Origin of the sequence: Salmonirosea aquatica (genome assembly GCF_009296315.1) — a bacterium.
GTDB lineage: Bacteria > Bacteroidota > Bacteroidia > Cytophagales > Spirosomataceae > Salmonirosea > Salmonirosea aquatica.
The window spans coordinates 1,363,857-1,386,497 of record NZ_WHLY01000002.1; the positions used below are offsets into that span (position 1 = coordinate 1,363,857).

Annotated in this window: 19 protein-coding genes and 1 pseudogene; 10 read left to right on the forward strand and 10 right to left on the reverse strand. The window is 51.3% G+C overall.

Annotated elements, in window-relative coordinates; genetic code table 11:
- Positions 1 to 28: 28 nt before the first annotated feature.
- The 3 genes from GBK04_RS06785 to GBK04_RS06795 are packed head-to-tail and all read left to right on the forward strand — an operon-like array spanning position 29 to position 2,858.
- Complete coding sequence (locus GBK04_RS06785; protein ID WP_152758035.1) at positions 29 to 1,525, forward strand: amidase; 1,497 nt, start codon at positions 29 to 31, stop codon at positions 1,523 to 1,525.
- Positions 1,522 to 2,415 (forward strand): ThuA domain-containing protein, encoded by an 894-nt coding sequence (locus GBK04_RS06790; protein ID WP_373330778.1) that lies wholly within the window; start codon positions 1,522 to 1,524, stop codon positions 2,413 to 2,415. The genes GBK04_RS06785 and GBK04_RS06790 overlap by 4 nt, the downstream gene beginning before the upstream one ends.
- A gap of 53 nt (positions 2,416 to 2,468) precedes the next feature.
- Positions 2,469 to 2,858: a DUF1622 domain-containing protein gene (locus GBK04_RS06795; protein ID WP_152758039.1), complete on the forward strand. Its 390-nt coding sequence runs from the start codon at positions 2,469 to 2,471 to the stop codon at positions 2,856 to 2,858.
- 1 nt (position 2,859) lies between these two features.
- On the opposite strand, the gene GBK04_RS06800 is transcribed toward GBK04_RS06795, so the two are convergent.
- Both GBK04_RS06800 and GBK04_RS06805 read right to left on the reverse strand, forming a co-directional pair.
- On the reverse strand, positions 2,860 to 3,636 hold the full coding sequence (locus GBK04_RS06800; protein ID WP_152758041.1) for an ion transporter: 777 nt from the start codon (positions 3,634 to 3,636) through the stop codon (positions 2,860 to 2,862).
- A 148-nt stretch (positions 3,637 to 3,784) separates the two neighbouring features.
- Complete coding sequence (locus GBK04_RS06805; RefSeq protein WP_152758043.1) at positions 3,785 to 4,870, reverse strand: M42 family metallopeptidase; 1,086 nt, start codon at positions 4,868 to 4,870, stop codon at positions 3,785 to 3,787.
- Positions 4,871 to 5,081: 211 nt separating this feature from the next.
- Here GBK04_RS06805 and GBK04_RS06810 point away from each other — a divergent pair, with 211 nt between their 5' ends.
- Together GBK04_RS06810 and GBK04_RS06815 are read left to right on the forward strand one after the other, a co-directional pair.
- Positions 5,082 to 5,927: a cupin-like domain-containing protein gene (locus tag GBK04_RS06810; protein WP_152758045.1), complete on the forward strand. Its 846-nt coding sequence runs from the start codon at positions 5,082 to 5,084 to the stop codon at positions 5,925 to 5,927.
- A gap of 151 nt (positions 5,928 to 6,078) precedes the next feature.
- Positions 6,079 to 7,407, forward strand: coding sequence for an erythromycin esterase family protein (locus tag GBK04_RS06815; protein WP_152758047.1), 1,329 nt, complete (start codon positions 6,079 to 6,081; stop codon positions 7,405 to 7,407).
- Positions 7,408 to 7,548: 141 nt separating this feature from the next.
- On the opposite strand, the gene GBK04_RS06820 is transcribed toward GBK04_RS06815, so the two are convergent.
- Entirely contained in the window at positions 7,549 to 7,791 is a 243-nt protein-coding gene (locus GBK04_RS06820) for an ADP-ribosylglycohydrolase family protein (protein ID WP_373330779.1), read from the reverse strand.
- Here GBK04_RS06820 and GBK04_RS06825 point away from each other — a divergent pair.
- Positions 7,762 to 7,944, forward strand: coding sequence for a hypothetical protein (locus GBK04_RS06825; RefSeq protein WP_152758051.1), 183 nt, complete (start codon positions 7,762 to 7,764; stop codon positions 7,942 to 7,944). The two genes, GBK04_RS06820 and GBK04_RS06825, sit on opposite strands and share 30 nt — an antisense overlap.
- 106 nt (positions 7,945 to 8,050) lie before the next feature.
- Here the strand turns inward: GBK04_RS06825 and GBK04_RS06830 are convergent, their stop codons facing one another.
- The 3 genes and pseudogenes from GBK04_RS06830 to GBK04_RS06840 all read right to left on the reverse strand — a co-directional run bounded on the left by GBK04_RS06830 (position 8,051) and on the right by GBK04_RS06840 (position 11,537).
- Positions 8,051 to 8,818, reverse strand: coding sequence for an ADP-ribosylglycohydrolase family protein (locus GBK04_RS06830; RefSeq protein WP_152758052.1), 768 nt, complete (start codon positions 8,816 to 8,818; stop codon positions 8,051 to 8,053).
- A complete protein-coding gene (locus GBK04_RS06835; RefSeq protein WP_152758054.1) occupies positions 8,815 to 9,918 on the reverse strand; it encodes a phosphotransferase in 1,104 nt (367 codons plus the stop codon). Before GBK04_RS06835 ends, GBK04_RS06830 begins: the two co-directional genes overlap by 4 nt.
- A gap of 60 nt (positions 9,919 to 9,978) precedes the next feature.
- Positions 9,979 to 11,537, reverse strand: a pseudogene (locus tag GBK04_RS06840) (acyl-CoA carboxylase subunit beta).
- A 26-nt stretch (positions 11,538 to 11,563) separates the two neighbouring features.
- Between GBK04_RS06840 and porQ the strand changes: the two are divergent.
- On the forward strand, positions 11,564 to 12,709 hold the full coding sequence (porQ, locus tag GBK04_RS06845; protein WP_373331443.1) for a type IX secretion system protein PorQ: 1,146 nt from the start codon (positions 11,564 to 11,566) through the stop codon (positions 12,707 to 12,709).
- Between the two features lie 188 nt (positions 12,710 to 12,897).
- Entirely contained in the window at positions 12,898 to 14,313 is a 1,416-nt protein-coding gene (gene hslU, locus GBK04_RS06850) for an ATP-dependent protease ATPase subunit HslU (RefSeq protein WP_152758056.1), read from the forward strand.
- Positions 14,314 to 14,358: 45 nt separating this feature from the next.
- Here hslU and GBK04_RS06855 read toward each other — a convergent pair whose 3' ends face one another.
- Genes GBK04_RS06855 through fmt form a run of 3 tightly spaced genes read right to left on the reverse strand, consistent with a single transcriptional unit; the run spans position 14,359 to position 16,995 of the window.
- Positions 14,359 to 15,462 carry an alpha/beta hydrolase gene (locus tag GBK04_RS06855; RefSeq protein WP_152758058.1) on the reverse strand — a complete coding sequence of 368 codons (1,104 nt, stop codon included), beginning with the start codon at positions 15,460 to 15,462 and terminating at the stop codon, positions 14,359 to 14,361.
- 60 nt (positions 15,463 to 15,522) lie between these two features.
- On the reverse strand, positions 15,523 to 16,029 hold the full coding sequence (locus tag GBK04_RS06860) for a dihydrofolate reductase (RefSeq protein WP_152758060.1): 507 nt from the start codon (positions 16,027 to 16,029) through the stop codon (positions 15,523 to 15,525).
- A 39-nt stretch (positions 16,030 to 16,068) separates the two neighbouring features.
- Complete coding sequence (gene fmt, locus GBK04_RS06865) at positions 16,069 to 16,995, reverse strand: methionyl-tRNA formyltransferase (RefSeq protein WP_373330780.1); 927 nt, start codon at positions 16,993 to 16,995, stop codon at positions 16,069 to 16,071.
- Between the two features lie 329 nt (positions 16,996 to 17,324).
- Here fmt and greA point away from each other — a divergent pair, with 329 nt between their 5' ends.
- Positions 17,325 to 17,801: a transcription elongation factor GreA gene (gene greA / locus GBK04_RS06870; RefSeq protein ID WP_152758063.1), complete on the forward strand. Its 477-nt coding sequence runs from the start codon at positions 17,325 to 17,327 to the stop codon at positions 17,799 to 17,801.
- A gap of 73 nt (positions 17,802 to 17,874) precedes the next feature.
- On the opposite strand, the gene GBK04_RS06875 is transcribed toward greA, so the two are convergent.
- Positions 17,875 to 18,582 carry a LolA-like protein gene (locus tag GBK04_RS06875; protein WP_152758065.1) on the reverse strand — a complete coding sequence of 236 codons (708 nt, stop codon included), beginning with the start codon at positions 18,580 to 18,582 and terminating at the stop codon, positions 17,875 to 17,877.
- 865 nt (positions 18,583 to 19,447) lie between these two features.
- Between GBK04_RS06875 and GBK04_RS06880 the strand changes: the two genes are divergently transcribed.
- A complete protein-coding gene (locus tag GBK04_RS06880; protein ID WP_373330781.1) occupies positions 19,448 to 22,639 on the forward strand; it encodes a SusC/RagA family TonB-linked outer membrane protein in 3,192 nt (1,063 codons plus the stop codon).
- Positions 22,640 to 22,641 lie beyond the last annotated feature (2 nt).

A 22,641-nucleotide genomic window follows, 5' to 3' on the forward strand; every position in this document is an offset into this window, starting at 1 on the left:
TCCCCATGTTTCTTAACTCTACCCTGCTATGACCGCCGAAGAATACCAGAAGTACGACGCCGTGGGCCTGGCCCAACTGGTACAAGTCGGCAAAGTAAGCCCGCTGGAACTGTTGGAAAATGCCCGCGTTCTGGCCGAAAAAAGAAACCCGGCGCTCAACGCCATCGTGCATCCGCTGTACGAAGAAGGTCGGAAAATTGCTTCCAATCTCCCCGAGCAGGGCGCGTTACGGGGGGTACCATTTCTGGTGAAAGACCTGAGTGTGGAATGGGCGGGAACGCCGATGCGATCGGGTAGCAAGGGGTACCTTAAATACGTTTCGGGGCAGGACAGTTACTATCTGGAACGCTGCCGGAAAGCAGGACTGGTACCCTTTGGAAAAACCAACACGCCCGAGTTCGGGCTCACTCCCTTTACTGAACCAACGCTCTTTGGCCCTGCCCGCAATCCCTGGAACACGGCGCACTCATCGGGTGGGTCGAGTGGCGGATCGGCAGCAGCCGTAGCAGCAGGGATCGTACCAGCCGCTTCTGCCTCCGACGGCGGCGGCTCCATCCGGATTCCGGCTTCCTGTTGTGGTCTATTCGGGTTGAAGCCTTCGCGGGGCCGGGTATCGCTGGGTCCCCTTTTCGGGCAATCCTGGGGCGGAGCAGTGGTGGAAGGTTCCGTGACGCGAACCGTGCGCGACAGCGCCGCGATGCTGGATATTCTGCAAGGGTACGCTCCCGGTGACCCCTATCAGATCCAAAGTCCCGCACGCCCCTACGCGGAGGAGGTGGGGCGGGAGCCCGGAAAGCTCCGGGTGGCGCTGTGCAGCCATCATCCCTACCCTAGCCAATCGGTGGATGTGGAATGCGTGCGGGCCGTCGAGAAAGCTGCCCGGTTGCTGCAATCGCTGGGCCACGAAGTGGTAGAGGTACCCCTACCCTACGGTCCCGAAGCGTTCAAGGATTTGTTTTTCCCGATGGTGGCCAGCGAAACGGCCGCCACCCTGCGCAACCTAGGTACCTACCTGGGCCAGCCGGTGGGTACCGACGATGTGGAGCTCAACACCTGGCTGTTGGCCAAACTGGGCGAAGTGTATACGGGAGCCGACTATGCTCATGCTCTGTTCCAGTGGAATCAGCTGGCGCGAAAAATGGCTGCCCTGCATCAACAATATGATGTGATGCTAACGCCGGTACTTTCGCGCCCGCCCATCAAAATAGGGGAGTTACAGAATACCACCCAGGAAAACATTTCCCTGAAACTTCTGCAAAAAACGGGCGGGTACCGTTTCCTGAAAGGCAGCAAAATCATCGATGAGCTTGTCGAACGTACCTTCAGCTATATTCCCTTCACCCCCATTGCCAATATGACGGGACAACCCTCCATGTCGGTACCCCTGCACTGGACCGAAACCAACCTGCCCGTGGGGGTTATGTTCACCGGGCGAATGGGCGAAGAAGATTTACTGTTCCGACTGGCGGCACAACTGGAATCCACCGAACCCTGGTTCGATAAACGGCCTGATTTGAACAAATGACCCTACCCGGAAACTTTACCACTTTAAAAGCTATGACAACATGGGGGTACCTACTTGCCTTCGCTATCATTTTCGCCAGTGGATCAAGGGTACCTACTCAGGCTCAGGCCAGCCAGAAGAATTTTCGCGTTATCGCTTTCTACACGGCCAAAAATGATGCGGCGCACATTAGTTTTGTGCACGAGGCCAACCGCTGGTTTCCGAAAATGGGCACCCAATATGGCTTCACCTACGACTCGACGAGCAACTGGGACAATCTGAATACAAAGTATCTGAAGGACTATCAGGTGGTACTTTTTCTGGATACCCGGCCCGAAGGTCCCGCCCAACGGGTAGCTTTTCAGAAGTACATGGAAAGCGGCGGAGCCTGGCTGGGTTTTCACTTCGCGGCCTTTGCCCTCACGCCTTCCACCTACCCCCAGAATTGGGATTGGTACCATCAGCAGTTTTTGGGTTCGGGTTCCTACGGGAGCAATACCTGGCGACCAACGCCGGCCATTCTGCGCGTCGAAGATCCGAAGCAACCAGTCACGAAGGGCGTGCCCGTTACCTTCCGGTCGTCGGCCAACGAGTGGTACCGCTGGGAAAACGATTTGCGAAAAAATCCCGACATCGATATTCTTCTGGCTATCGACTCGACCAGCTTTCCCCTGGGCACCGGCCCCAAACCGCACGAAATATGGCATAGCGGGTATTATCCCGTAGTCTGGACGAACCGTAAGTACCGGATGCTTTACCTGAATATGGGACACAATGACATCGACTACGAGGGTAAAACGAACGCTACGCTGTCATCTACCTTCGGGAGTGAAGAGCAAAATAAACTTATTCTAAATGGCTTGCTTTGGCTGGGGCATGGCGGCACTCATCCTGATTCGCCAGCCCGATAACCTAAGGAATCTGCCCTGACGTGCCTGGCAAGGTAGTTTTATCTTCTATTTTCATGAAAGAACTAGCCGAACTCGTCACCAAGTACCTCAGTAGTTTTATCGAAATCCTGGCGGCTGTCGTGATCGGCATCGCGCTGCTGCAATTTCTTTACAGCTATGCCCTCAACGTTTCGCGGCCCAATTCGGGGAAAACCATTCAGGATATTCGCATCCGGTTTGGCAGCTCGCTCACGGTGTCACTCGAACTTCTGTTAGGCGCCGACATCCTGGCTACGGCCATCGCTCCTACCTGGGATGAGATCGGCAAACTGGCGGCCATCGCCACGCTACGGACCGCCCTGAATTATTTTCTGGAACGTGAATTGAAAAATTCCGAATTAGCCAAGCAAGGCATTCCCATAGAAGCTTCAGACATCGAAGGTACCTCTCCCCGTTCCGACTGAGTTAGTTACTATCTAGTTTTTCCTTCATTTCATTAATCGTTTTGGTAAGCCGGGAAATCTCTTTCCTTAGTTCCGCGACATCTTTTGCTCCAGCTACGGGGGCATCATTCTCCTCGGCATCGCGGCCAATGAAAAACGTGGCCAGGGTAGCGGTCACGTAGCCAAAAATGGCAAAACCAAACAACGTGATCAGAAAGGCCAGTCCGCGGCCTTCGGGCGTCTTAGGTGAGTACTCACTGCCCGCCGTGGTGACCCGCATGGCCGTCCACCACAAGGCCATGCCGTAGCTGTCGAAGCCGGGTGCCGGGCTTTCGATGGCATACATTCCCGCTGCTCCGGTGAAGGTAACGACCAGCGATAGCAGCACTACGTAGCCAAACGCGCGTCGCTGCATGGTAGCGGTCAGGCTCTTCATGCTGCGGTTGAGCGACGAAACAATACGCACCAGCCGCAACCCGCGCAAACTCCGCAGCACCCGCAGAAAGCGAAAAATACGGAAGACCCGCAAAGCCGGAATAATCAACGAAATAGCCGTAAGCCAGTTTTTTTTGATAAAAAGTAGTTTGACCGGAGCCAAAATAAATTTGACGACAAAGTCGATGATGAAGATTCCCCAAATCGTGAGGCTGATGTAATCCAGCGTTTTGGATAGCCCCCAAACCAGATCCACTACCAACAGGATGAGCCACACAAAGCCCAGGAATATCATCGGGCCTTCCAGCAACCGGTCGATGGAGGTCAGGAGTTTGTTGCGTTCGCGTTGAAGTTGTTGTTTCATGGGGCAGTCTTCATTTTTTACAAGATTAAATAAAAATGCCAATCCACGAAAAATCCCCCACAAACCGCTCAGTCTGTGGGGGATTTTATAGTTCAGGTGATTGCCGTGATGGCAGGTGGAAACACCTGCCACCATAGAGAAGGTACCCCTACTTGATGTACCGGAAATCTTCGTCGCCTTTCAGACTCAGCAGCGTTTCGTACATGAGCTTAATCACGTTCTGAACGTCGTCCTTGTGCACAGTTTCGATGGTAGTATGCATGTACTTCAACGGCAGGGAAATCAGCGCCGACGCTACTCCTTCCGCCGAATAGGCAAACGAATCGGTATCCGTACCCGTGGAGCGGCTCACGGCCTGCCGCTGGAAGGGAATTTCCTTTTCCTGTGCTACCTGGATGATATGATCGCGGACGTTGTTCTGCACGGCGGGACCGTAGCACAGCACCGGACCCGAACCGCATTTGAGATCGCCCTGCTTGGTCTTGGTGTACATCGGCGACTGCGTGTCGTGGGTCACATCCGTCACAATAGCCAGGTCGGGTTTCAGACGGCGCGAAATCATCTCGGCACCCCGTAAGCCAATTTCTTCCTGCACGGCATTGACGACATACAGGGTAAAAGGCAGCTCCACCTTGTTTTCGTGCAGCATCCGGGCTACCTCGGCAATCATAAAACCGCCCACGCGATTGTCGAGGGCACGGCCTACGTAATATCGGCCGTTCATTTCGGTCAGTCCATCGGCGAACGTCACCACGGTACCTACATGAATGCCCATTTTTTCCACTTCATCCTTATTGGCTGCGCCCACGTCGATGAACAGATCATGCACCTGAGGTACCTGATCTTTGGCCACGTCGCGCACGTGGATGGCGGGCCAGCCGAATACGCCCGGTACCGGACCATTGACCGTGTGCAGATTGACGCGCATAGAGGGCGCGATGGCCGCATCGGAACCGCCATTGCGCCGGACGTAGATGTACCCCTGGTCATTGATGTAGTTCACAAACCAGGCAATTTCATCGGAGTGCGCTTCGATGACTACCCTGTAGTCCTTGTTAGCGGCCTCCTTTCCGGCATTGATTACGCCCACGGCAGTGCCGTACACGTCGATGATTTGCTCGTCGATGTAGGGTTTCAAATAATCCAGCCATATCTGCTGGCCCGAGGCTTCGAAGCCCGTCGGGGAGGCATTGTTGAGGTACTTGTACAGAAATTCGGTGCTCTTTTCAGTCATAATGTATATAAATTGTTCAGTATACCACTCAGGCCGCAAGGTACAACGGCCCCGTGTAGTTCGGGCAGATCAAAACGTTTTTTTGCCTGCATAAGAAACCAACTTCGTACTGTAAATTGTTCGAGAAAGTATAAATTTGCACCGGAAACGACAAGACAGACATCCCTCGAAACGGGACCTCCCCTAGTACTTGCGCAAACTTCTCGCCGCTATGAAACTAACACCCATAGAAAAACGCTCGGGCCTGACCCGCGAAGAATTCATCGAAAACTACCTCAAGCCCCGCCGTCCGGTGGTTTTCAAGGACCTGATCAAAGACTGGCCCGCTACCCAGAAATGGACGTTCGATTGGTTCCGGGAAAACCACGGCGACCTGGAGGTACCCCTGGTCGACAACCACATTCACGACCCGGACAAGTACTTTCAGAATGCGGCCACCATGCCGTTCGGAGAGTACCTGTCGCTGATTGAAAAAGGGCCGACGGACCTGCGGATTTTCCTGTTCGATATTTTCAAGAAAATCCCCGAACTGAACGCCGACGTGCAGTTCCCGACCATCATGGACGGCTTTGTCAAAAGCTACAAGTTCATGTTTTTTGGCGGACAGAATTCCGAAGTGAACCTGCACTACGACATGGATTGCTCGCACGTGTTCTTGTCGCAGTTCCAGACCCGCAAGAAAATCATCCTTTTCCCCCCCTCGGAAAGCGTAAAACTGTACCAGCATCCGTTTACGGTGATGAGTCACGTGCACCCGCTGCACCCCGACCTGAAGCGCTTCCCGGCTTTCGACAAAGCCCACGGCTACGAAACGATTCTGGAACACGGCGAAACGGTATTCATTCCCTCGCTGTGGTGGCACTACATCAAGTACATCGACGGGGGCTTCGGCCTGGCCCTACGCGCCAACGACTCGGTGTTCACGCTGCTCAAAGGCGGCATGAATCTGGCCCGTCATACCGTGGTAGACAAAGGCATGAACTCGCTGCTCGGCCCGAAATGGAAGGAGTGGAAGGAAAACAAAGCCATTGAACGCGCCGAAGCAAAATTGGCGTAGGTTTATATTTCTAAAATATTAAAAGGCAGGGGTAGCTGGCAAAAACCAGCTACCCCTGCCTTTTTCAAATGGGTTATTCCGCAGTAAAATTGCTTTTAATTCCAACACTTTTAGCAATGTTCGGGTCTGGCAAACATACACTTAGGAAATCATGCAAAAGCCTAGACTCGATTATCTAAAATACGTTCTATTCATAGTCTCAGCCATCACTCCTATTCTGGGATACGGACAGCCTAAGTTAAAACAATATGTACAACAAGAGACTAAAGATATCCCCTCCCTGATCACTGATAATTCAGACGACCTACTTCCAATCCGGCAGGCAGTGGGAGATTCCAGAGTAGTAATGCTGGGAGAGCAGTCGCATGGGGATGGAACCACCTTTCTGGCCAAAACCAAACTAATAAAATATCTCCACGAGCAAATGGGATTTAACGTTCTCGCTTTTGAAAGTGATTTCTTCGCTCTGACCGAAGGCTGGAAACACACAAGCCATGATTCAGCCACTGTTTCCCGGTTTTTTAAAGAGAATTTATACCCTGTCTGGTCATATAGTGAAGAATGCAGCCTTTTACTTTATAACTATATACCTGATTCCTACCGATCGACTCATCCTCTAATCATTGCGGGTTTCGACAATCAAATGCATGGTCGATTCACTACTGATTCGTTGAAAAAATCGCTCGACGAATTTTTATCAACAAACCATAGCGAATACTATGAATCAGACGATTACAAATCACTTTTTCTTCCTTTTATTGATACACTGCTGCCATCAAATTATAAGACTACTCTTTATTTGGATAGCCTGGTGAATACCGATTTCATCAAACAACTTGAAAAATTTCAAACTGCGGTCGAGGGAATAGAGAAAGAACTACCAAACAGCCAAAAAAGAGAAGCCCCCTACCTGGCCCTGGAAAACCTGAAAGAGTTTGCCATTGAGATCTGCAACCAGGGAAAATCGGCTTCTCACAACACAAGGGAAGCCAGAATGGCAAAAAACCTAAAATGGCTGGTTGAGGAAAGGTACCCTAATGAAAAAATTATTGTGTGGGCGGCAAATCTTCATATTATGAAAAATGGGGAAACGTCCTTCAAAAATCCTCACCTTGGCATTGCCTCGATGGGGCATTATTTCTCGACGGATAGTGCTCTACACCAACAAACCTACATGCTGGGATTCACCTCCAATTATGGCCAATCACAGACAGCCCCGAAAGCCTCCCTAAACCAGCCCTTATTTCTTATTAAAAAAAGCAGAAGAAACGATTTTGAAAACTGGATAGATCAAGAACTGGATTACGCCTTCATTGATTTTCAGGCTTTCAAAAAGAAGTACCCTGACTATGCCGACTACTTCAAACTAAAAGCAAGAGGACACAGTGCGATTGAAGCCCGCTGGACCGAGGTCTTTGACGGGATATTTTATATCAAAGAAATGCAGCCAAGTCATTTTTTGAAGAGTAAGAGACCGTAAACTAGTGATCATGGGTACTTGAAATATTTTCAGGTGCAACTAATTAACCGATCCTATGCTGTGAACAAGATCTTTACAAGATAAGATTGAAGTGCTTTCTTTGCATGAATAGATAAGAAAGTACACATCAAGTCCAGTAGATCAATACACCTTGTCCGTCATCTGCTGCGCCAGTTTTTCCAGATCAATTCCCAGCTGATTTTTGCATACTTCCCGCACAAGTTTGGATTGGGCTTGGGGTAGGCGATCGGCTCCCCAATAGGCGCCCAGGATCGCACCCGCCACGGCACCTACGGTATCGTTGTCGCGGCCGTAATTGATGATGAAAGCCATACTCTTTTCAAAATCAAACTGATGGCAGAGCAGGGCCGTCTGCGTAATCAATATGATTTCGGCCGCGTGGAAAGGCAGGTCCTCGTTCAGCTTGTCCAGTTGGGCGTAGGCCTGCGTGATGCGGTAATGCTCCAGCGGCGAAAGCGCGGTCCAGGCGGCAGGTACCAGGTACCCCCCGGCAAGTCCGACGGCTGGGTTTTCTGAAAATCGTAGGCGATGTTCTGGGCAACCTGCTAGAAAGCATAGGCACGCCGACCTACCAACCGGCTTTTGAAATACCCTTTGGGGTCCACCGTCCTGACCACGTTCATCACGCTTTGGGGGTAGCGCGCGGCTCGAAAGCGGCGGAGGTCATGGCGGCCGCCAGAGCCGTGAGGTCACGGGCGTAACCGATATCGAAGAAAGAAAGCGCATAGCCCTGTTCGTAAGCCTGCAGCGGATTGCCGGGTACGGCCGCCCCCACTACCGGCGCGTACAGCAGGCCCGCGCACACCATTTCACCGCCGTAGAATTTACTGAGCGCATCGGCGTAGGCTTTAAGATCGTTGTTCCGGAAAGGCTCCGCTACTTTGGCCCATTCCTGCAGCCACGCCATCCGCATGATCGCCTCCTCGTAAGGTTCGGGGTCAAATCCTTCGGTGTTTTTCAGGTTTTTGATGTCGTCTTTATAACGCCCGATCATGTGGTCAGCGAAAGCTTTGGAATTGAGTTGGGGTAGCTTTTGCGTCAGTACGTAGTCAACCGTCAGTTTTTTCCAGCGGGTATCGTCGGTGGTACCGCCGGCGGGCAGATTGTACTTCCAGGTACCCTCGGGCGACGGGGCACGCACCATCGAGTCCAGCTTGTGAACCCGGCCGTATTCCACCTCGATATCCCGACGCTGCCACATTTCGGTCGGCGCGCCCATTGCATCGCCGATGGCCGAGCCAACCAGTAAGCCCAGTATTTTGTTGTAGTATTCCTGTTTGGACAATCGGGTCGAAACCTGCGCCAGCGCAGCCGATGTACTCACCAACCAAGCCAGAACCAGTAGCTTTCCAAAACCGACAGTCCGGCTGTTCATGCAAAAAAATCTCATTCTTTCTTATCGATTGAAGGTACCGAATCTTTTTCCGGCAAGCCAGTAAGGTAGGGATTGGTTTCGGGATTCAGTACCGACGCGGCCGCCCACAGCAGCAGATGCTCTTTCTCTTCCAGGGTCAGATCCAGCGGCAGCTGGGCCAGGCCGATGATGCGCCGCAGAATCTCGGCCCCGCAGAACCCGGCAAACAGGGCATGGTCGAAGGTACGGGTCGTAAGGTCATAGGCCTCCAAACCGGCACGGATGACCGCATCGTCGGTTTGGGCCATTCTGAGATGCGCCACCAGCACCCCCAGATCAAATTCCGCACAGCCCACGTAGGCGAATTCCGGATCGATGATCCGGGTACCCTTCGCCGTTCTCAGCCAGCTACCGGGATAATAATCGCCATGAAGTAGGGTACCCCCTTCGCCCAAATATACCTCACCCAATTTTTGGATCTTCTTTTTCAGTGTTTCATCTTTCTTATACGTGGTGGCCAGGGTTTGCAAGCCCGGTTGTACCGTATCGAGGTCGAAGCCATTATCTTCCAGGTAGGGGTAGTTGAAAATATGCTCCGCGTTCAGGGTTTTCAAGGCCTGGTTGTCGGGGAAGGGGACTTGCAGCTGCCCGATCGATACCTGATGCAACCCCGAAATAAATTGTATCAGGTCGGCCAGTTCGGCCGGAGTGATCTGCTCCGATTTCTTATAATTATTCGTAAAGTCCGAAGCTTCGCCCAAGTCCTCCACCGCCATCATGAAGTGCTGCGCCTTAAAGCCTTTCAGCGCCGGAATGTAAGATTGTAATCCTGCCACTTCCGACAAAGCATCATAAAACTGGGCCTCTACGATAATCCGCTCAATGGGCGCGTCGAGCTGGGGGTACTTTTCCACCCAGGGCCGCGACTGCTTCACGATGAAAGATTGGCGGTCGGTACCTACCCGAAGTACGTAATTCATATTGCCCTCACCCGGTTTTTCGATACGCTGCACGGCTTCATCGGCAACAATCCAGCCGCACTGCCGCAGAAAATCAGCCAATTGAGTGGGTTGTTCCGAAGTAAGAAAGAATACATCGGGATGTAATTCTTCAAAGCGCTGTTGTTTGTCAATCATTTTTTGATTCTTGATGGGAAGCTAAAATCAGGTACAGGTACTTTGGAAGCTAAACTTTTCTCAGAGGGGAATGTTTCCGTGCTTCTTTTTGGGCAAAGTGTCTACTTTATTTTCCAGCATGGCGAAGGCCCGAATCAGCTTTTCGCGGGTTTGCTCGGGATAAATCACCTCATCCACGTAGCCCCGGTGGGCAGCGCGGTAGGGGTTGGCAAACTTGTGGGTGTACTCCTGCACTTTTTCACGCAGTTTCTCCGCCGGATCGTCCGCCTCCGCAATCTCGCGCTTGAAAATAATCTCGGCCGCGCCGCTGGCCCCCATCACCGCGATTTCGGCCGTTGGCCAGGCGTAGTTCATGTCGGCCCCAATGTGCTTGGAATTCATTACATCATAGGCCCCCCATAGGCTTTGCGGGTGATGACCGTGATGCGGGGTACCGTGGCCTCGCAAAAAGCATAGAGCAATTTAGCGCCGTTGGTAATGATGGCGTTCCATTCCTGATCGGTGCCGGGCAGGAAGCCGGGTACGTCTTCGAGCACCAGCAGCGGAATATTGAAGCTGTCGCAGAAACGAACGAAGCGGGCCGCCTTCTGACTGGCGTGGATATCAAGTACCCCGGCCAGCACGGCGGGCTGATTGGCCACGATGCCAATGCTCCGCCCGGCCAGGCGCGCGAAACCCACGACGATGTTTTCGGCAAAATGACAGTGTACCTCAAAAAAACTATCGGCGTCAGCCAGTTCATCAATCACTTCCCGGATGTCGTAGGGTTGGTTGGGGTTCGCCGGAATGATGTCTTTCAATTTGGGACGCTGCTCGTCGGTACCTTCGTAAGGCTGGCGCGGGGCTTCGTCCTCACAATTCTGGGGCATATAGCTCAACAGCTTTTTTAGGTATTCGATGCACTGCACTTCATTGGCGGCCACAAAGTGCGTTACGCCCGACTTGGTGGCGTGGGTCATGGCACCGCCGAGCTCTTCGGAAGTCACGTCTTCGTGGGTCACGGTCTTCACCACGTTAGGCCCCGTCACGAACATATAGCTGGTATTTTCCACCATCAGGATAAAGTCCGTGATGGCTGGAGAGTACACCGCCCCGCCCGCACAGGGACCCATCACGGCCGATATCTGGGGAATGACGCCCGAGGCCAGGGTGTTTTTATAAAATATATCGGCATAGCCGGCGAGCGAAAGCACCCCCTCCTGAATACGCGCGCCGCCCGAATCGTTGAGGCCCACGATAGGGGCGCCATTTTTCATGGCCAGGTCCATAATCCGGATGATCTTCTCGGCGTGGGTTTCAGAAAGCGAGCCGCCAAACACCGTAAAATCCTGGGCGAATACGTAGGTAAGCCGCCCCGCTACAGTACCATAACCCGTCACGACGCCATCGCCGAGGTAGTGTTCCTTGTCCAGCCCGAAATCTTTGCTGCGGTGCATGACAAATTTACCGATCTCTTCGAAGGTACCCTCGTCCATCAACAGCTCCACGCGCTCGCGGGCCGTCAGTTTTCCTTTTTTGTGCTGGGAGGCAATCCGCTTTTCACCGCCTCCCAACAGGGCCTCGGCGTTTTTTTTATCCAATATTTCGGTTCGACCCGTCGTTGAATCCGGCGTTTTCATGTTGTTTCGCTCGTTTGTTTGTGAGGGTGTTGGTTTGGGATAGGTTGGTTTTTTCATTGTACTTTTACTTTTCAACCAACCGGCAAATAACGGGCAATTTACGGAATCAATACTTTTATGCAACAACGTACCGGACGGGGGTACCTAGGGAGCCAACCTTTGTTCCTACTGCTTTTGCTCAGCATTGGATCAGGGCTGGCCGCCCAGCCCACAGGCGGGAGAGCGGGTCTTACTTTCCTACAGCTCCCCCCACTGCACGCCTCACGGCGCTGGGGGCGCGCCATGTTACGCTGTCGGGCGCCGATGCTACTTTATTCATGCAAAATCCGGCTCTGCTGGATACGGCCAAAGTTGACCAACTCTCGATGACATATATGCCCTACCTGGCTGACACCCGCTTTGTGAGCATGGCCTTTGCCCACGAATTCGGGGAAATGCGGGGTGTATGGGCGGGTGGTATTCAGTATTTCAACTACGGTACGATGGTAGAAACGGATGATCTGGGCAATCCGGTGGGCGAATTCCGGGCGGCCGACTACTCACTGTCGGTAGGCTATGGCAACACGATTCAGAACATTACCATCGGCGGCGCGCTAAAACTAGTGGGCTCCTCGCTGGCCAGTTACCAACTATGGGGGCTGGCGCTGGATTGGGGGGCCGTGTTCAGGCATCCTACCCGTGACCTGACTGCCGGTTTTGTAGTGAAAAACCTGGGGTTCCTGAAACAAAACTACGCCGGCGGCGAGGTACCTCCCCTGCCCTTCGACCTGCGGATAGGCGTTACTTTCAAGCCTGAGTATGCACCTCTGCGCCTTTCACTCACCGCCCACCACCTCAACTCCTTCGACATGGTATATAATGATCCGGCTCTATTTTATGATTTCGATGCGAATGGCAATCGTATTCCACGCAAAACCAACCTACCCGAAAAATTCCTGCGGCACCTCACGCTGGGTACCGAAATCCTGATTCATCCTACCTTTCGGCTTATGCTGGGCTACGACCACCTGCTCCGGCAGGAGTTGCGCCTACAGGATATGGGCGGTTTTTCGGGCTTTTCATTTGGTGCCTGGCTACGGATCAAACGGTTTGAACTCGCTTACGGACGCGCCCAGTACCATGCAGGAATGGCTGCCAATACCTTCAGTTTTAATCTAAATCTGAAAAAATGACCGTTTTTTCCAAACGGGAACGGTTGTTTGGGTGTTAATTTCTTTCAACCCGTCCTCACCTATCGTTCCGGCTCCCTTTATTTATTACCAAATTATAGTTTTTTTTCCGGCGGCCTGCCGCCCTTTTTTAATCTATACAATATAAAGATGGCAATCGGCTACTGGCTGTCCGCCATCAGCTAACCTATATGACTGAACACTTAGATCGACTTACCCCCCGGCAAATTGTAGCCGAATTGGACCAATATATTATCGGCCAGCACGATGCCAAGCGCCACGTGGCCATTGCCCTGCGCAACCGCTGGCGTCGCATGAATAGCCCCGAAGAAATCCAGGGCGAAATTATCCCTAACAATATTCTCATGATTGGCGCGACGGGCGTAGGGAAAACCGAAATCGCCCGCCGTCTGGCCAAAATTGCCGACGCTCCCTTTGTCAAAGTTGAAGCTTCCAAATTTACCGAAGTAGGCTACGTGGGTCGCGACGTGGAAAGCATGGTGCGCGACCTGGTGGAGCAGGCAGTGGGCATGGTGAAAGCTCAGAAAAAAGAAGAAGTGAAAATCAGGGCCGAGCAGATGGTCGAGGATGCGATCCTGGATATTCTTATTCCGCCCATGCACGCCTCTTCGACCGCCGGAGTCGGCTTTGGAAATGATAACGGTAATGGTAGCTCTACCTCCGAATCCATGCCCGACAGCGATCAGGAACTGAATCAGCGTACCCGGGAGCGTTTCCGGGAGAAAATCCGCAACGGTGAACTCGACAGCCGGAAAATTGAAATCGAAATCCAGCAGAGTTCTGGCCCCAACGTGGGCATGATTGGCGGTGCGATTGACGATGTTTCGATGATGAACATTCAGGAAATGATCGGCAATATGATGCCCCGGCGTGGCAAAAAGCGGAAGGTTACCGTGGAAGAGGCCAAGAAATTATTGTTGGAAGAAGAGGCCTCCAAGCTCATCGATATGGACGAGGTGAAGTCCGAAGCCATTCAGAAAGCAGAAAACCTGGGCATTATCTTCATCGACGAAATTGACAAGGTGGCCTCCAGCCGTTCGGGTGGTAGCGGCGGTCCTGATGTCAGCCGTGAAGGCGTGCAACGTGACCTGCTCCCTATTGTGGAAGGCAGTGCAGTCAACACCAAGCACGGTATTATCAATACCGACCACATTCTGTTCATTGCGGCTGGAGCCTTCCACGTGGCCAAACCCTCCGATTTGATTCCGGAATTGCAGGGACGCTTCCCAATCCGGGTGGAACTACAGAGCCTGACGCAGGATGATTTTTACCAGATCCTGAAAGAACCCAAAAATGCCCTGACCAAGCAGTACGAAGCGATGATGCAGTCGGAACAGGTAGAATTGCGGTTTCAGGAGGAAGCAATCCGGGAAATTGCCAAAATTGCTTTCGAAGTGAACAGTGAAGTAGAGAACATCGGAGCCCGTCGTCTGCAAACGGTCATGAGTTCACTCCTCAACGATTTCATGTTCGATATCCCGGATGTGATCGGACCGAACGCCCACGTGGTAGTCACGAAGGAAATGGTGGATGAAAAGCTTTCCAAGCTAGTCCAGAACCGCGACCTCAGCCAGTTTATTTTATAAGTAAAAGCTACTGGCTATTGGTCAATATCAATAGCCAGTAGCTTTTCAATAATATAGCCACTCCAACGCCTTAGGAAATTCTTCGCCCCAGCGGGCTTCATTGTGTTTGCCTTGTGGATCAACTTCCAGCTTGACTTTTACCCGATCATAGCCATAGCCTTGTTTCTCGATGGTTTCGTGCAGGCTTTTCAGGTTCTTGACCATATTGGCCCCTTCACGATTACCTCCGTACAAATAAATTCGGGTTTCGAACGGCTCGAAGAAGTGGATGGCGTCGAAATGGATGCGGGGCGATATCCATAAAGAGGGCGAGAAAATCATCAACCGACCGAACACATCAGGATGCATCAGTCCGGCGTACGTAGCCAGCAGTCCTCCCAGCGAGCTACCTCCGATCCCCGTGTGCAGACGGTGCGGTTTGGTGCGGTATTTGGCATCGATAGCCGGTTTCAGCGTATTGATTATAAAACGCAGAAATTCCCGTCCTTTACCTTTTCCATTGCGGGGAGTATCATAGGGCGAAAATTCATTGATCCGCTCTTTGTCACCATGATCAATGGCCACAATAATCACATCGGCCCGGTCACGGGCAGCCAATACTGCCAATTTGCGATCGATGCCCCAGTTACCATAGGCCGAGCCCGCCCCAAACAGATTCTGGGCGTCGGTCAGGTACAGCACCGGATAGCGCCGGTCGGGGTGCTCGTGGTAGTTGTGAGGTAGCAGTACCTGAATTTTACGTTTAACCTTGAGTTCAGGTACGTCGTATGCCTCGGCCAAAAGTTCGACGATAGGAAACAGCGCCGAGTCGAGCGAAACACCGTTGCGTCTCCAGTGAGGTACGAAATCCTTGATCCGCTTACGGTCCAGGGGTGCAAAACGGTTCAGGGGCGCATTTCCGTTACTATCGAGTTCCACCTGATCCCAGCCGCCGCGGGTATATTTATACTCGATTTCGTCGGGCAGTTCAAGGTCTTTCGGAAAGACAAATTGGTAATGTCCGGGTGCTAGGCACTCCATTTTCAGTTCATCGAGATCGGGCGACCAGTTGCAGAAATTCCCAGAGACATAGACCGGACGGTCATCCAGTATGGGCGTGATGAGTTCTAGTTTTAGCGTGCGTGTTGGGGATTGTACAGCTATTTCCATAGTTCGCTGTTTAGGTCAAAAAAAATTAAGAGTCGGGTTAACTTATCTTTGTGATAAAGATTATATAACATCTCTTATACTATAATTGTTGAAAGAAAAGGCTATTGGATGGCGTTCATCTACGTCATGAAATTCCTCACTGACCAGCTGCCATTTTGCCTCATCTAAAACCTCAAAAAAAGTATCTCCTTCAATATCAGCCAGTACTCTTGTGATGTAGAGGCGATCTGCTAATTTTTTTTCCTGAACCTGCCGATATATTTCACCTCCTCCGATGATAAAGGCTTCTTCGCTGTGGTGCTGCCGGGCTACGGTCAGGGCCTCCTCCAGGGAATTTACCACGTAGGTACCCTCTGCAATATAGCCGGGCGAACGGGTGATGACGATGGACGTGCGACCGGGCAGCGGCTTACCGATGGACTCGAAGGTTTTACGGCCCATGATGATCGGGTGGCCCTGGGTCAATTGTTTGAATCGCTTCAGATCGTCAGGGAGCCGCCACAATAATTGGTTGTCACGGCCGATCACTCCGTTATTGGATACGGCAACAAGAATAGAAACAAGCATGTCGTTAGATTGATTTGTCGATAGCACCAGGCTATCCTTTCAGAATCGGAAACCCCGCAGGAGGTCCTCGGTTTTCATCCGTTTTTTTCCTTCCACCTGAATGTCATGAACGGCTACCCAGGCATCGGCCGCCCGAAAGTATAGGAAAGTCTTTTGATCGGACCAGTAGTCACCGGGTTCGGCGTTTGGTTCTGGATCAGGTTTCACTACGCTCACATGGTATAGTTTACAAAATTGACCGTTCAGGGTCGTCCAGGCGGCTGGGTAGGGCGATAATCCCCGTACAAAATTCCGAATCTCAGCTGCCGGGCGGTTCCAGTCGATTTCACACGTTTCCCGAAAAAGTTTAGGTGCCTCCTTGCCTTCCCGCCCGGCGGGCTGAGGAATCTGCGGATAGGTACCCGCTTCGATGGCCCGTACCGTGCGTAGCACCAATTGGGCACCCTGTTTCATCAGGCGCTCATAGAGGGTACCTGCCGTGTCGTCGGACGCAATAGCTTCTTTCTCCTGAAAAATGATCTTGCCCGTATCAATTTCTTTTTCTATAAAAAAAGTGGTCACGCCGGTTTCCGTTTCCCCGTTCATGATGGCCCAGTTGATCGGCGCCGCTCCCCGGTAGTCGGGCAGCAGCGAGGCGTGTAAGTTGAAGGTACCTAGTCGTGGCATGGCCCACACTACTTCGGGCAGCATACGGAATGCCACGACGACCTGCAGATCGGCCTCAAACGAGCGCAGTGTAGCCAGAAATTCGGGATTTTTAAGTTTTTCGGGTTGCAGCACCGGTATACCCCGGGCTACCGCACACTGCTTCACGGGCGATTCGGTCAGTTTTTGCCCACGGCCAGCCGGTCGGTCGGGGGCGGTGATAACCGCTACGACCTCACATTGGTTATCCAGGAGTAGTTGCAAGCTGGAAACGGCAAATTCGGGCGTTCCCATAAATATGATTTTCAACGGTTTTGACATAGACGATCTTCCAGCTGTTTAAAAACTGCAATCCACTTATTCCAAGCATTTTACAATTTTTTGAATTTATTTTTCAATTTTTTACAACGTTGCCTTGGTCCATTTTCAACCATTCTGTTGGCAAGGTTTGCAAATATTGTTAAATTTGTCGTCCAAGATTGGACTATGAAACAATATTTCCGATACGGCTTCCCAACCGAAGAGACCTGAAAATCACTCCTGCGAGTGATTTTTTATTCTCCATGAACGGTCGGCACGCCGTTCTTTTTTGTTATAAAGCCCCTAGTAAATAAACGATATTTTTAATTTTCAAACGACTGTCTGACCCCATGGCAAAGATTTCATACTACACCGAAGAAGGCCTCAACCGCCTGAAAAATGAATTAAATGACATGAAAACAAAGGGGCGCACCGAAATCGCCCGCCAGATTGCCGAAGCCCGCGACAAGGGGGACCTGAGTGAAAACGCCGAGTATGATGCCGCTAAGGATGCCCAGGGCCTGCATGAGATGAAAATCGCCAAGCTGGAGGAAATCCTCTCCAATGCCCGGGTCTTGGACGAATCGTCCATCGACACCTCCCTGGTGGCGGTGCTGTCTACGGTCAAGTTGAAAAACAAGAAAAACGGTGCTGTAATGAGCTACACCCTGGTTTCGGAAGAAGAAGCGGATCTGAAAACGGGCAAGATTTCGGTAGGATCGCCCATCGGGAAAGGGCTACTGGGCAAAAAAGTAGGCGAAGCGGCCGAGATCAAGATCCCGGCCGGTACCGTCGAATTTGAAATACTGGAAATCAGCCGAGGCTGAGTGTGATGAACAATGAATGGTGAAAAGTCGCCAATTTCGATTCCACTATTTCATGATTCATTGTTCATTTCCACTATTTGATCTTGAACTGCTTATCGTCGATTCCCTTATTTAGTTTGATCGACTGCGTTTCCATAGTCATTTCGAATTGCCCCAGTTTCTGACTCCTCGTGAAAGGGAACTTGATACCGTTCACTTCTTTGTAGTTTCCAAACCGTATATCTGTCTCGACTTTACCCCGGGGTGATTCATTCGTAGCGGATCGCTTCACCTTCAGGCCGGTTTGTTTATCGAAGTAATCGTACCATTCTTTGCCATCGACTGTATACTGAATCTTGTAGGCATCCTTGTCATCTACTTTCTCCACGCCCACCAGCTTTTTCTCCACCCCCAGTGTATCGTAGTATAGCTCGGGAAAAGGATGGCCCTGCAAAAATTCCATGAAAGCTTCCTTCCCATCCTTGGTGGTCTGCTGCCCCCGCATCGAGCGCGACAGGGTAGTACCGTCAAAGGTAGCGCCTCCAGCTTCGTTTCCCATCATATAAGACACCTGTTTGTATTTATTGGGCATTTTCATTTTTGTTTCCATTTCCAGTGTGCGACCTTGGATATCGGCTGTCGCGCTGGCGGTCATATCCTGTAGTGAACGGAGTTTTTCGAGGCCGCCAATAGCCGTCAGGTATTTGCTAACTACCGCATCAGCCGTGGTCAGATCCTGGCCCTGAGCCGAGAAACCCAGCAGCCATGCCACCAGGAGTCCGGAGAACATTTTGATTTTCATAATAAGCGAAATTTTGATTTCAGGTAAATGTATAAAATCAGAAAATTATAGTTTGATACTTTCAGTTTGGAATTAGCTCACAAACTCCACTCAGTTAGCACAATTTACTGTTTTCAAGCGGCTTACGCACTAATTCCTGTCTTTTCTTTTCACTTCTTTTCAAGGAAGCACACCATTCAATTGGGATGGATACATACCTCCTATCTCTACCAATACAAAGAAAATACAAAAGATTTCGCTCAGCTATCCATACTTAGTTTGGGATTCGATAAAAATACTTTCACCCCCGCGCTACATCAGTTTGGCAGGCCCGACTTCCACATACAGTACTAAAAAAATCAAAAAAAGTGACAAAAAAGTATTTTACAGGTAGGGGTGTTTACTGAAGGCAGACGTCAAGTCAAATGGACACCCCAGTTGACCTCCTCGTCTACTGAGAGGTACCCTACTTCATAATCAACTGAGTATAGTATTGTACATTTCTTATACCGATATTCATAAGTGTATAGTCTTTTAAGAAATAATTCAATTATTAATCATTTATCAGTTGCATGCATAGGTAAACAATCCCCTTTGTCTACTTACTCTTGATGATTTATTTCCATGTAGTTCAAAAACGGACCTTCTGAAAAAAAGTCCGCCTAATCCTGAAGACAGGTTTTACCGCATCCCCTGTATGGTGGATAGCCATTCTAAAATGACTGGCATTCAGAAGCATATATAAAATAATACACAACGAACCTAAACCTTTATCCCATGCTACGCAATACGAGTTGAGTTCTCTCAAGCCGGGTCCAGCCGTACCCCGCTTCGAGCGCAAACACGGTCAATCAAGACAACTTTGCAAAACATAACTCACTTGATTATGCCATTAAAACTACCCAATTACATCCCGGCTATTGCGCGGCAGATGGCTACCGGAGTCTTGCTTCAGTTTCTGTTTGTGGGGCTAGTGGCCGCTTCCGATGGAAGAAAACCGGAAGACCTCAAAGTAGGTAACGATTCACAAACCCTAGCTGCCGTGGCGGTTTCGGGGACGGTAAAAGGTGACGACGGAGCGATAATCCCAGGCGTCAACGTCGTGGAGAAAGGTACCATGAACGGTATTTCCACCGATACGAAAGGCCAATACAAACTTGTAGTCGCCAGTGAGAAATCAATCCTGGTATTCAGCTACATTGGCTACAAATCTCAGGAAGTCCTGGTAGGAACACAAACCACTATCAATGTGACGCTGGTGTCAGAAAACCAGGCACTCGAGGAAGTGGTAGTGGTAGGATACGGTACGCAGCGCAAGGAAAGCGTAGTGGGGGCCATTACGCAGGTGGACAACAAGCAGCTCATGCGTTCGGGGACTTCCAATATTACCAACGCCATCGCGGGCAAGCTGTCGGGAGTACTCACGATGCAAGACAGCGGTGAACCCGGCAACGACCACTCCGAAATTATCATCCGGGGTTTGTCGAGTTGGAACGGGTCGCAGCCCCTTATCATGGTGGATGGCGTCGAGCGCGATTTTAAGGATATGGATCCCAACGAAATCGCTACCATCTCGGTGTTGAAAGACGCGTCAGCTACGGCAGTTTTCGGAGCCAAAGGAGCTAATGGCGTGGTGTTGGTCACTACCAAAAGAGGCGCGTTCGGCAAGCCTAAACTTGATTTTACGGCCTCGTACGGTATGTCACGGGCCACCCGGATTCCGGCTCATATCAGCTCGTATCAGACGATGAGCATGTATAATGTAGCTTTAATGAACGGCCAGCAATTTACGGAATTGATTCCGCAGAATGTCCTGAACGAATACCAGAACCCTTCGACACCGCTGAATGCCTTGCGCTATCCGAACGTCAACTGGTTCGATACGATGATCAAACCCTTTGCGGCCAATGCCAACGCCAACTTCAACGTGTCGGGGGGTACTGAATTTATCAAGTACTTCGCGTCGGTGGGCTACACCCACCAGGGAGATTTTTTCAAGGCATATCATAACGGCTACGACGATACCCGCTTCTGGTACGACCGCTTCAACTACCGCACCAACATCGATTTCAATCTTACCCAAAGTACCGTCCTCTCGCTAAATGTAGGCGGCGAAACGGGTGTTAAGAATCAGCCCAATGGTACCCCCTGGCGTAATTTGTACTCCACTGGTCCGTCGCGCTACCCGGCGTATTTCCCCGAATGGGTGCTTGAGCAGGTTCCCGATCCCGACTACCCCGACGACCAGGGACGGCGGCTGGCCATGAACTTCGGTGAGTACACGGGCAACCCCTACACATCCTTCAACCAGGGTTCTTTCAACCGTTATCTGGACTCCAAACTATTTTCGGATTTGATCCTAAACCAAAGTCTGGACTTCATTACCAAGGGCCTTTCCGCCAAAGGCAAGGTATCCATGAGTACCTATTACCGCAACCGTACCTTAACGGCCTCCTATTCTTTCCCCGACTACCAGTTGAATTACGACAAGATCGGCAGCGAAGAAAACCCCTGGTTCCGCAACGGGCAGGGCAACGAGATTTTCAAGCAGGGACCACTGGACATCAACGTAGGTAGTTTGGAAAACGACTATTACAAGGATATGTACTACGAGCTTTCCATGAGCTATAACCGTAGCTTCGGGAAGCACACCGTGTCCGGTCTGGCTCTGGCCAACCGTCAGCAAAAGAACAAAGACACTCAATTCCCCTACTACAACCAGGCGTTGGTCGGTCGGGCTACCTACGACTTCGCTAATAAGTATCTGGTAGAAGTTAACGTGGGACTTACGGGTTCAGAACGTTTCGCGCCCGGCAACCGCTACGGTTTTTTCCCGTCGGGAGCCGTGGGCTATATGCTTTCGGAGGAGCGATTCATCAAAGACAACCTACCCTGGATCAGCAAATTAAAGGTTCGCTATTCCGACGGTATCGTGGGCAGCGACATCGCAGACAACCGCTGGCTGTATCTCAGCAATTATTTCAAGGATAGCCGGGGGTACATTCATGAAGATCTGGGAGCCAACTCAACCGCCCAGTGGGAAGAAGCGCGGAAGCGGGATATCGGCCTGGAACTGGGACTTTGGAACGATAGCTTTACGTTCAGCGTCGATGTGTTCGACGAGCAGCGTGACAAAATGCTGTTGGTACCCCGCACCGTCACGATGCTGGTGGGTAACTCGTTCAAGGAACTCAACCTGGGTAGTCTTAAGAAGCACGGGATAGAACTCGAAACCGAATACCGCAAGAACACGGCGTCGGGCATCAACTTTTTCGTCCGGGGAATCTTTGGATTCAACGAAAACCGCATCCTCTACAAAGATGACCTTCCCTTTGCCGCCGACTACCAGAAGAATCAGGGTAAACCGCTGGGGGCACAACTCAGCGGCGTGGAACTTACCGGCACCGGGTACTACACTTCCGTCGATGACATTCACAACAACGTGTCGGCCATCGACGTGAGCCGGCTCAATGTGGGGGACTACAAGTACCTGGATTTCAACGGCGACGGTAAAATTACAAGTCTTGACAAGTACCCCATTCGCGGCTCCGACTACGCGCCACTCACGTATTCGTTCTCTTCGGGATTCTCCTACAAAAAGTTCGATTTCAACTTCCTCTTCACGGGTAACATCGGCAAGTACGTTGAATTCAACCAACCCTACGAAGTAGAGTTTATCAAAGGCGACTGGCGGGTACACGCCTCGCAACTCGACTACTGGACGCCCACCAATGGTGCGACTAACCACGCCACGCTGCATTACTCAGCGGGTGGTAGTACCGAAAACCTTTTCTGGGGTGGAGGTGAAGCCGACCGGGGTTTTGACATCATGGTCGAGAACCGCTTCTGGCGCAATGCCGACTACCTGCGGTTGAAGGAGGTTTATGCGGCCTACACCTTCAATTCCAAAACCCTGAAAAGAGTGTTGGGAACCAATAACCTGCTCTTCTTCGTGACCGCCAACAACCTCTGGACCAAAACCAGGCTGATCGAAGGCGACCCTGAGCGCAAGGACTTCAACCAGGGCTTTTATCCCCAAATGACCGCAATCAAATTTGCCGTTCGGGCCTTATTCTAAAC

Coding starts and splice junctions, on each gene's coding strand:
- GBK04_RS06785 (WP_152758035.1), top strand. CDS start 29: ATGACCGCCGAAGAATACCAGAAGTACGACGCCGTGGGCCTGGCCCAA.
- GBK04_RS06790 (WP_373330778.1), top strand. CDS start 1,522: ATGACCCTACCCGGAAACTTTACCACTTTAAAAGCTATGACAACATGG.
- GBK04_RS06795 (WP_152758039.1), top strand. CDS start 2,469: ATGAAAGAACTAGCCGAACTCGTCACCAAGTACCTCAGTAGTTTTATC.
- GBK04_RS06800 (WP_152758041.1), bottom strand. CDS start 3,636: ATGAAACAACAACTTCAACGCGAACGCAACAAACTCCTGACCTCCATC.
- GBK04_RS06805 (WP_152758043.1), bottom strand. CDS start 4,870: ATGACTGAAAAGAGCACCGAATTTCTGTACAAGTACCTCAACAATGCC.
- GBK04_RS06810 (WP_152758045.1), top strand. CDS start 5,082: ATGAAACTAACACCCATAGAAAAACGCTCGGGCCTGACCCGCGAAGAA.
- GBK04_RS06815 (WP_152758047.1), top strand. CDS start 6,079: ATGCAAAAGCCTAGACTCGATTATCTAAAATACGTTCTATTCATAGTC.
- GBK04_RS06825 (WP_152758051.1), top strand. CDS start 7,762: ATGGCAGAGCAGGGCCGTCTGCGTAATCAATATGATTTCGGCCGCGTG.
- GBK04_RS06830 (WP_152758052.1), bottom strand. CDS start 8,818: ATGAGATTTTTTTGCATGAACAGCCGGACTGTCGGTTTTGGAAAGCTA.
- GBK04_RS06835 (WP_152758054.1), bottom strand. CDS start 9,918: ATGATTGACAAACAACAGCGCTTTGAAGAATTACATCCCGATGTATTC.
- hslU (WP_152758056.1), top strand. CDS start 12,898: ATGACTGAACACTTAGATCGACTTACCCCCCGGCAAATTGTAGCCGAA.
- GBK04_RS06855 (WP_152758058.1), bottom strand. CDS start 15,462: ATGGAAATAGCTGTACAATCCCCAACACGCACGCTAAAACTAGAACTC.
- GBK04_RS06860 (WP_152758060.1), bottom strand. CDS start 16,029: ATGCTTGTTTCTATTCTTGTTGCCGTATCCAATAACGGAGTGATCGGC.
- fmt (WP_373330780.1), bottom strand. CDS start 16,995: ATGTCAAAACCGTTGAAAATCATATTTATGGGAACGCCCGAATTTGCC.
- greA (WP_152758063.1), top strand. CDS start 17,325: ATGGCAAAGATTTCATACTACACCGAAGAAGGCCTCAACCGCCTGAAA.
- GBK04_RS06875 (WP_152758065.1), bottom strand. CDS start 18,582: ATGAAAATCAAAATGTTCTCCGGACTCCTGGTGGCATGGCTGCTGGGT.
- GBK04_RS06880 (WP_373330781.1), top strand. CDS start 19,448: ATGCCATTAAAACTACCCAATTACATCCCGGCTATTGCGCGGCAGATG.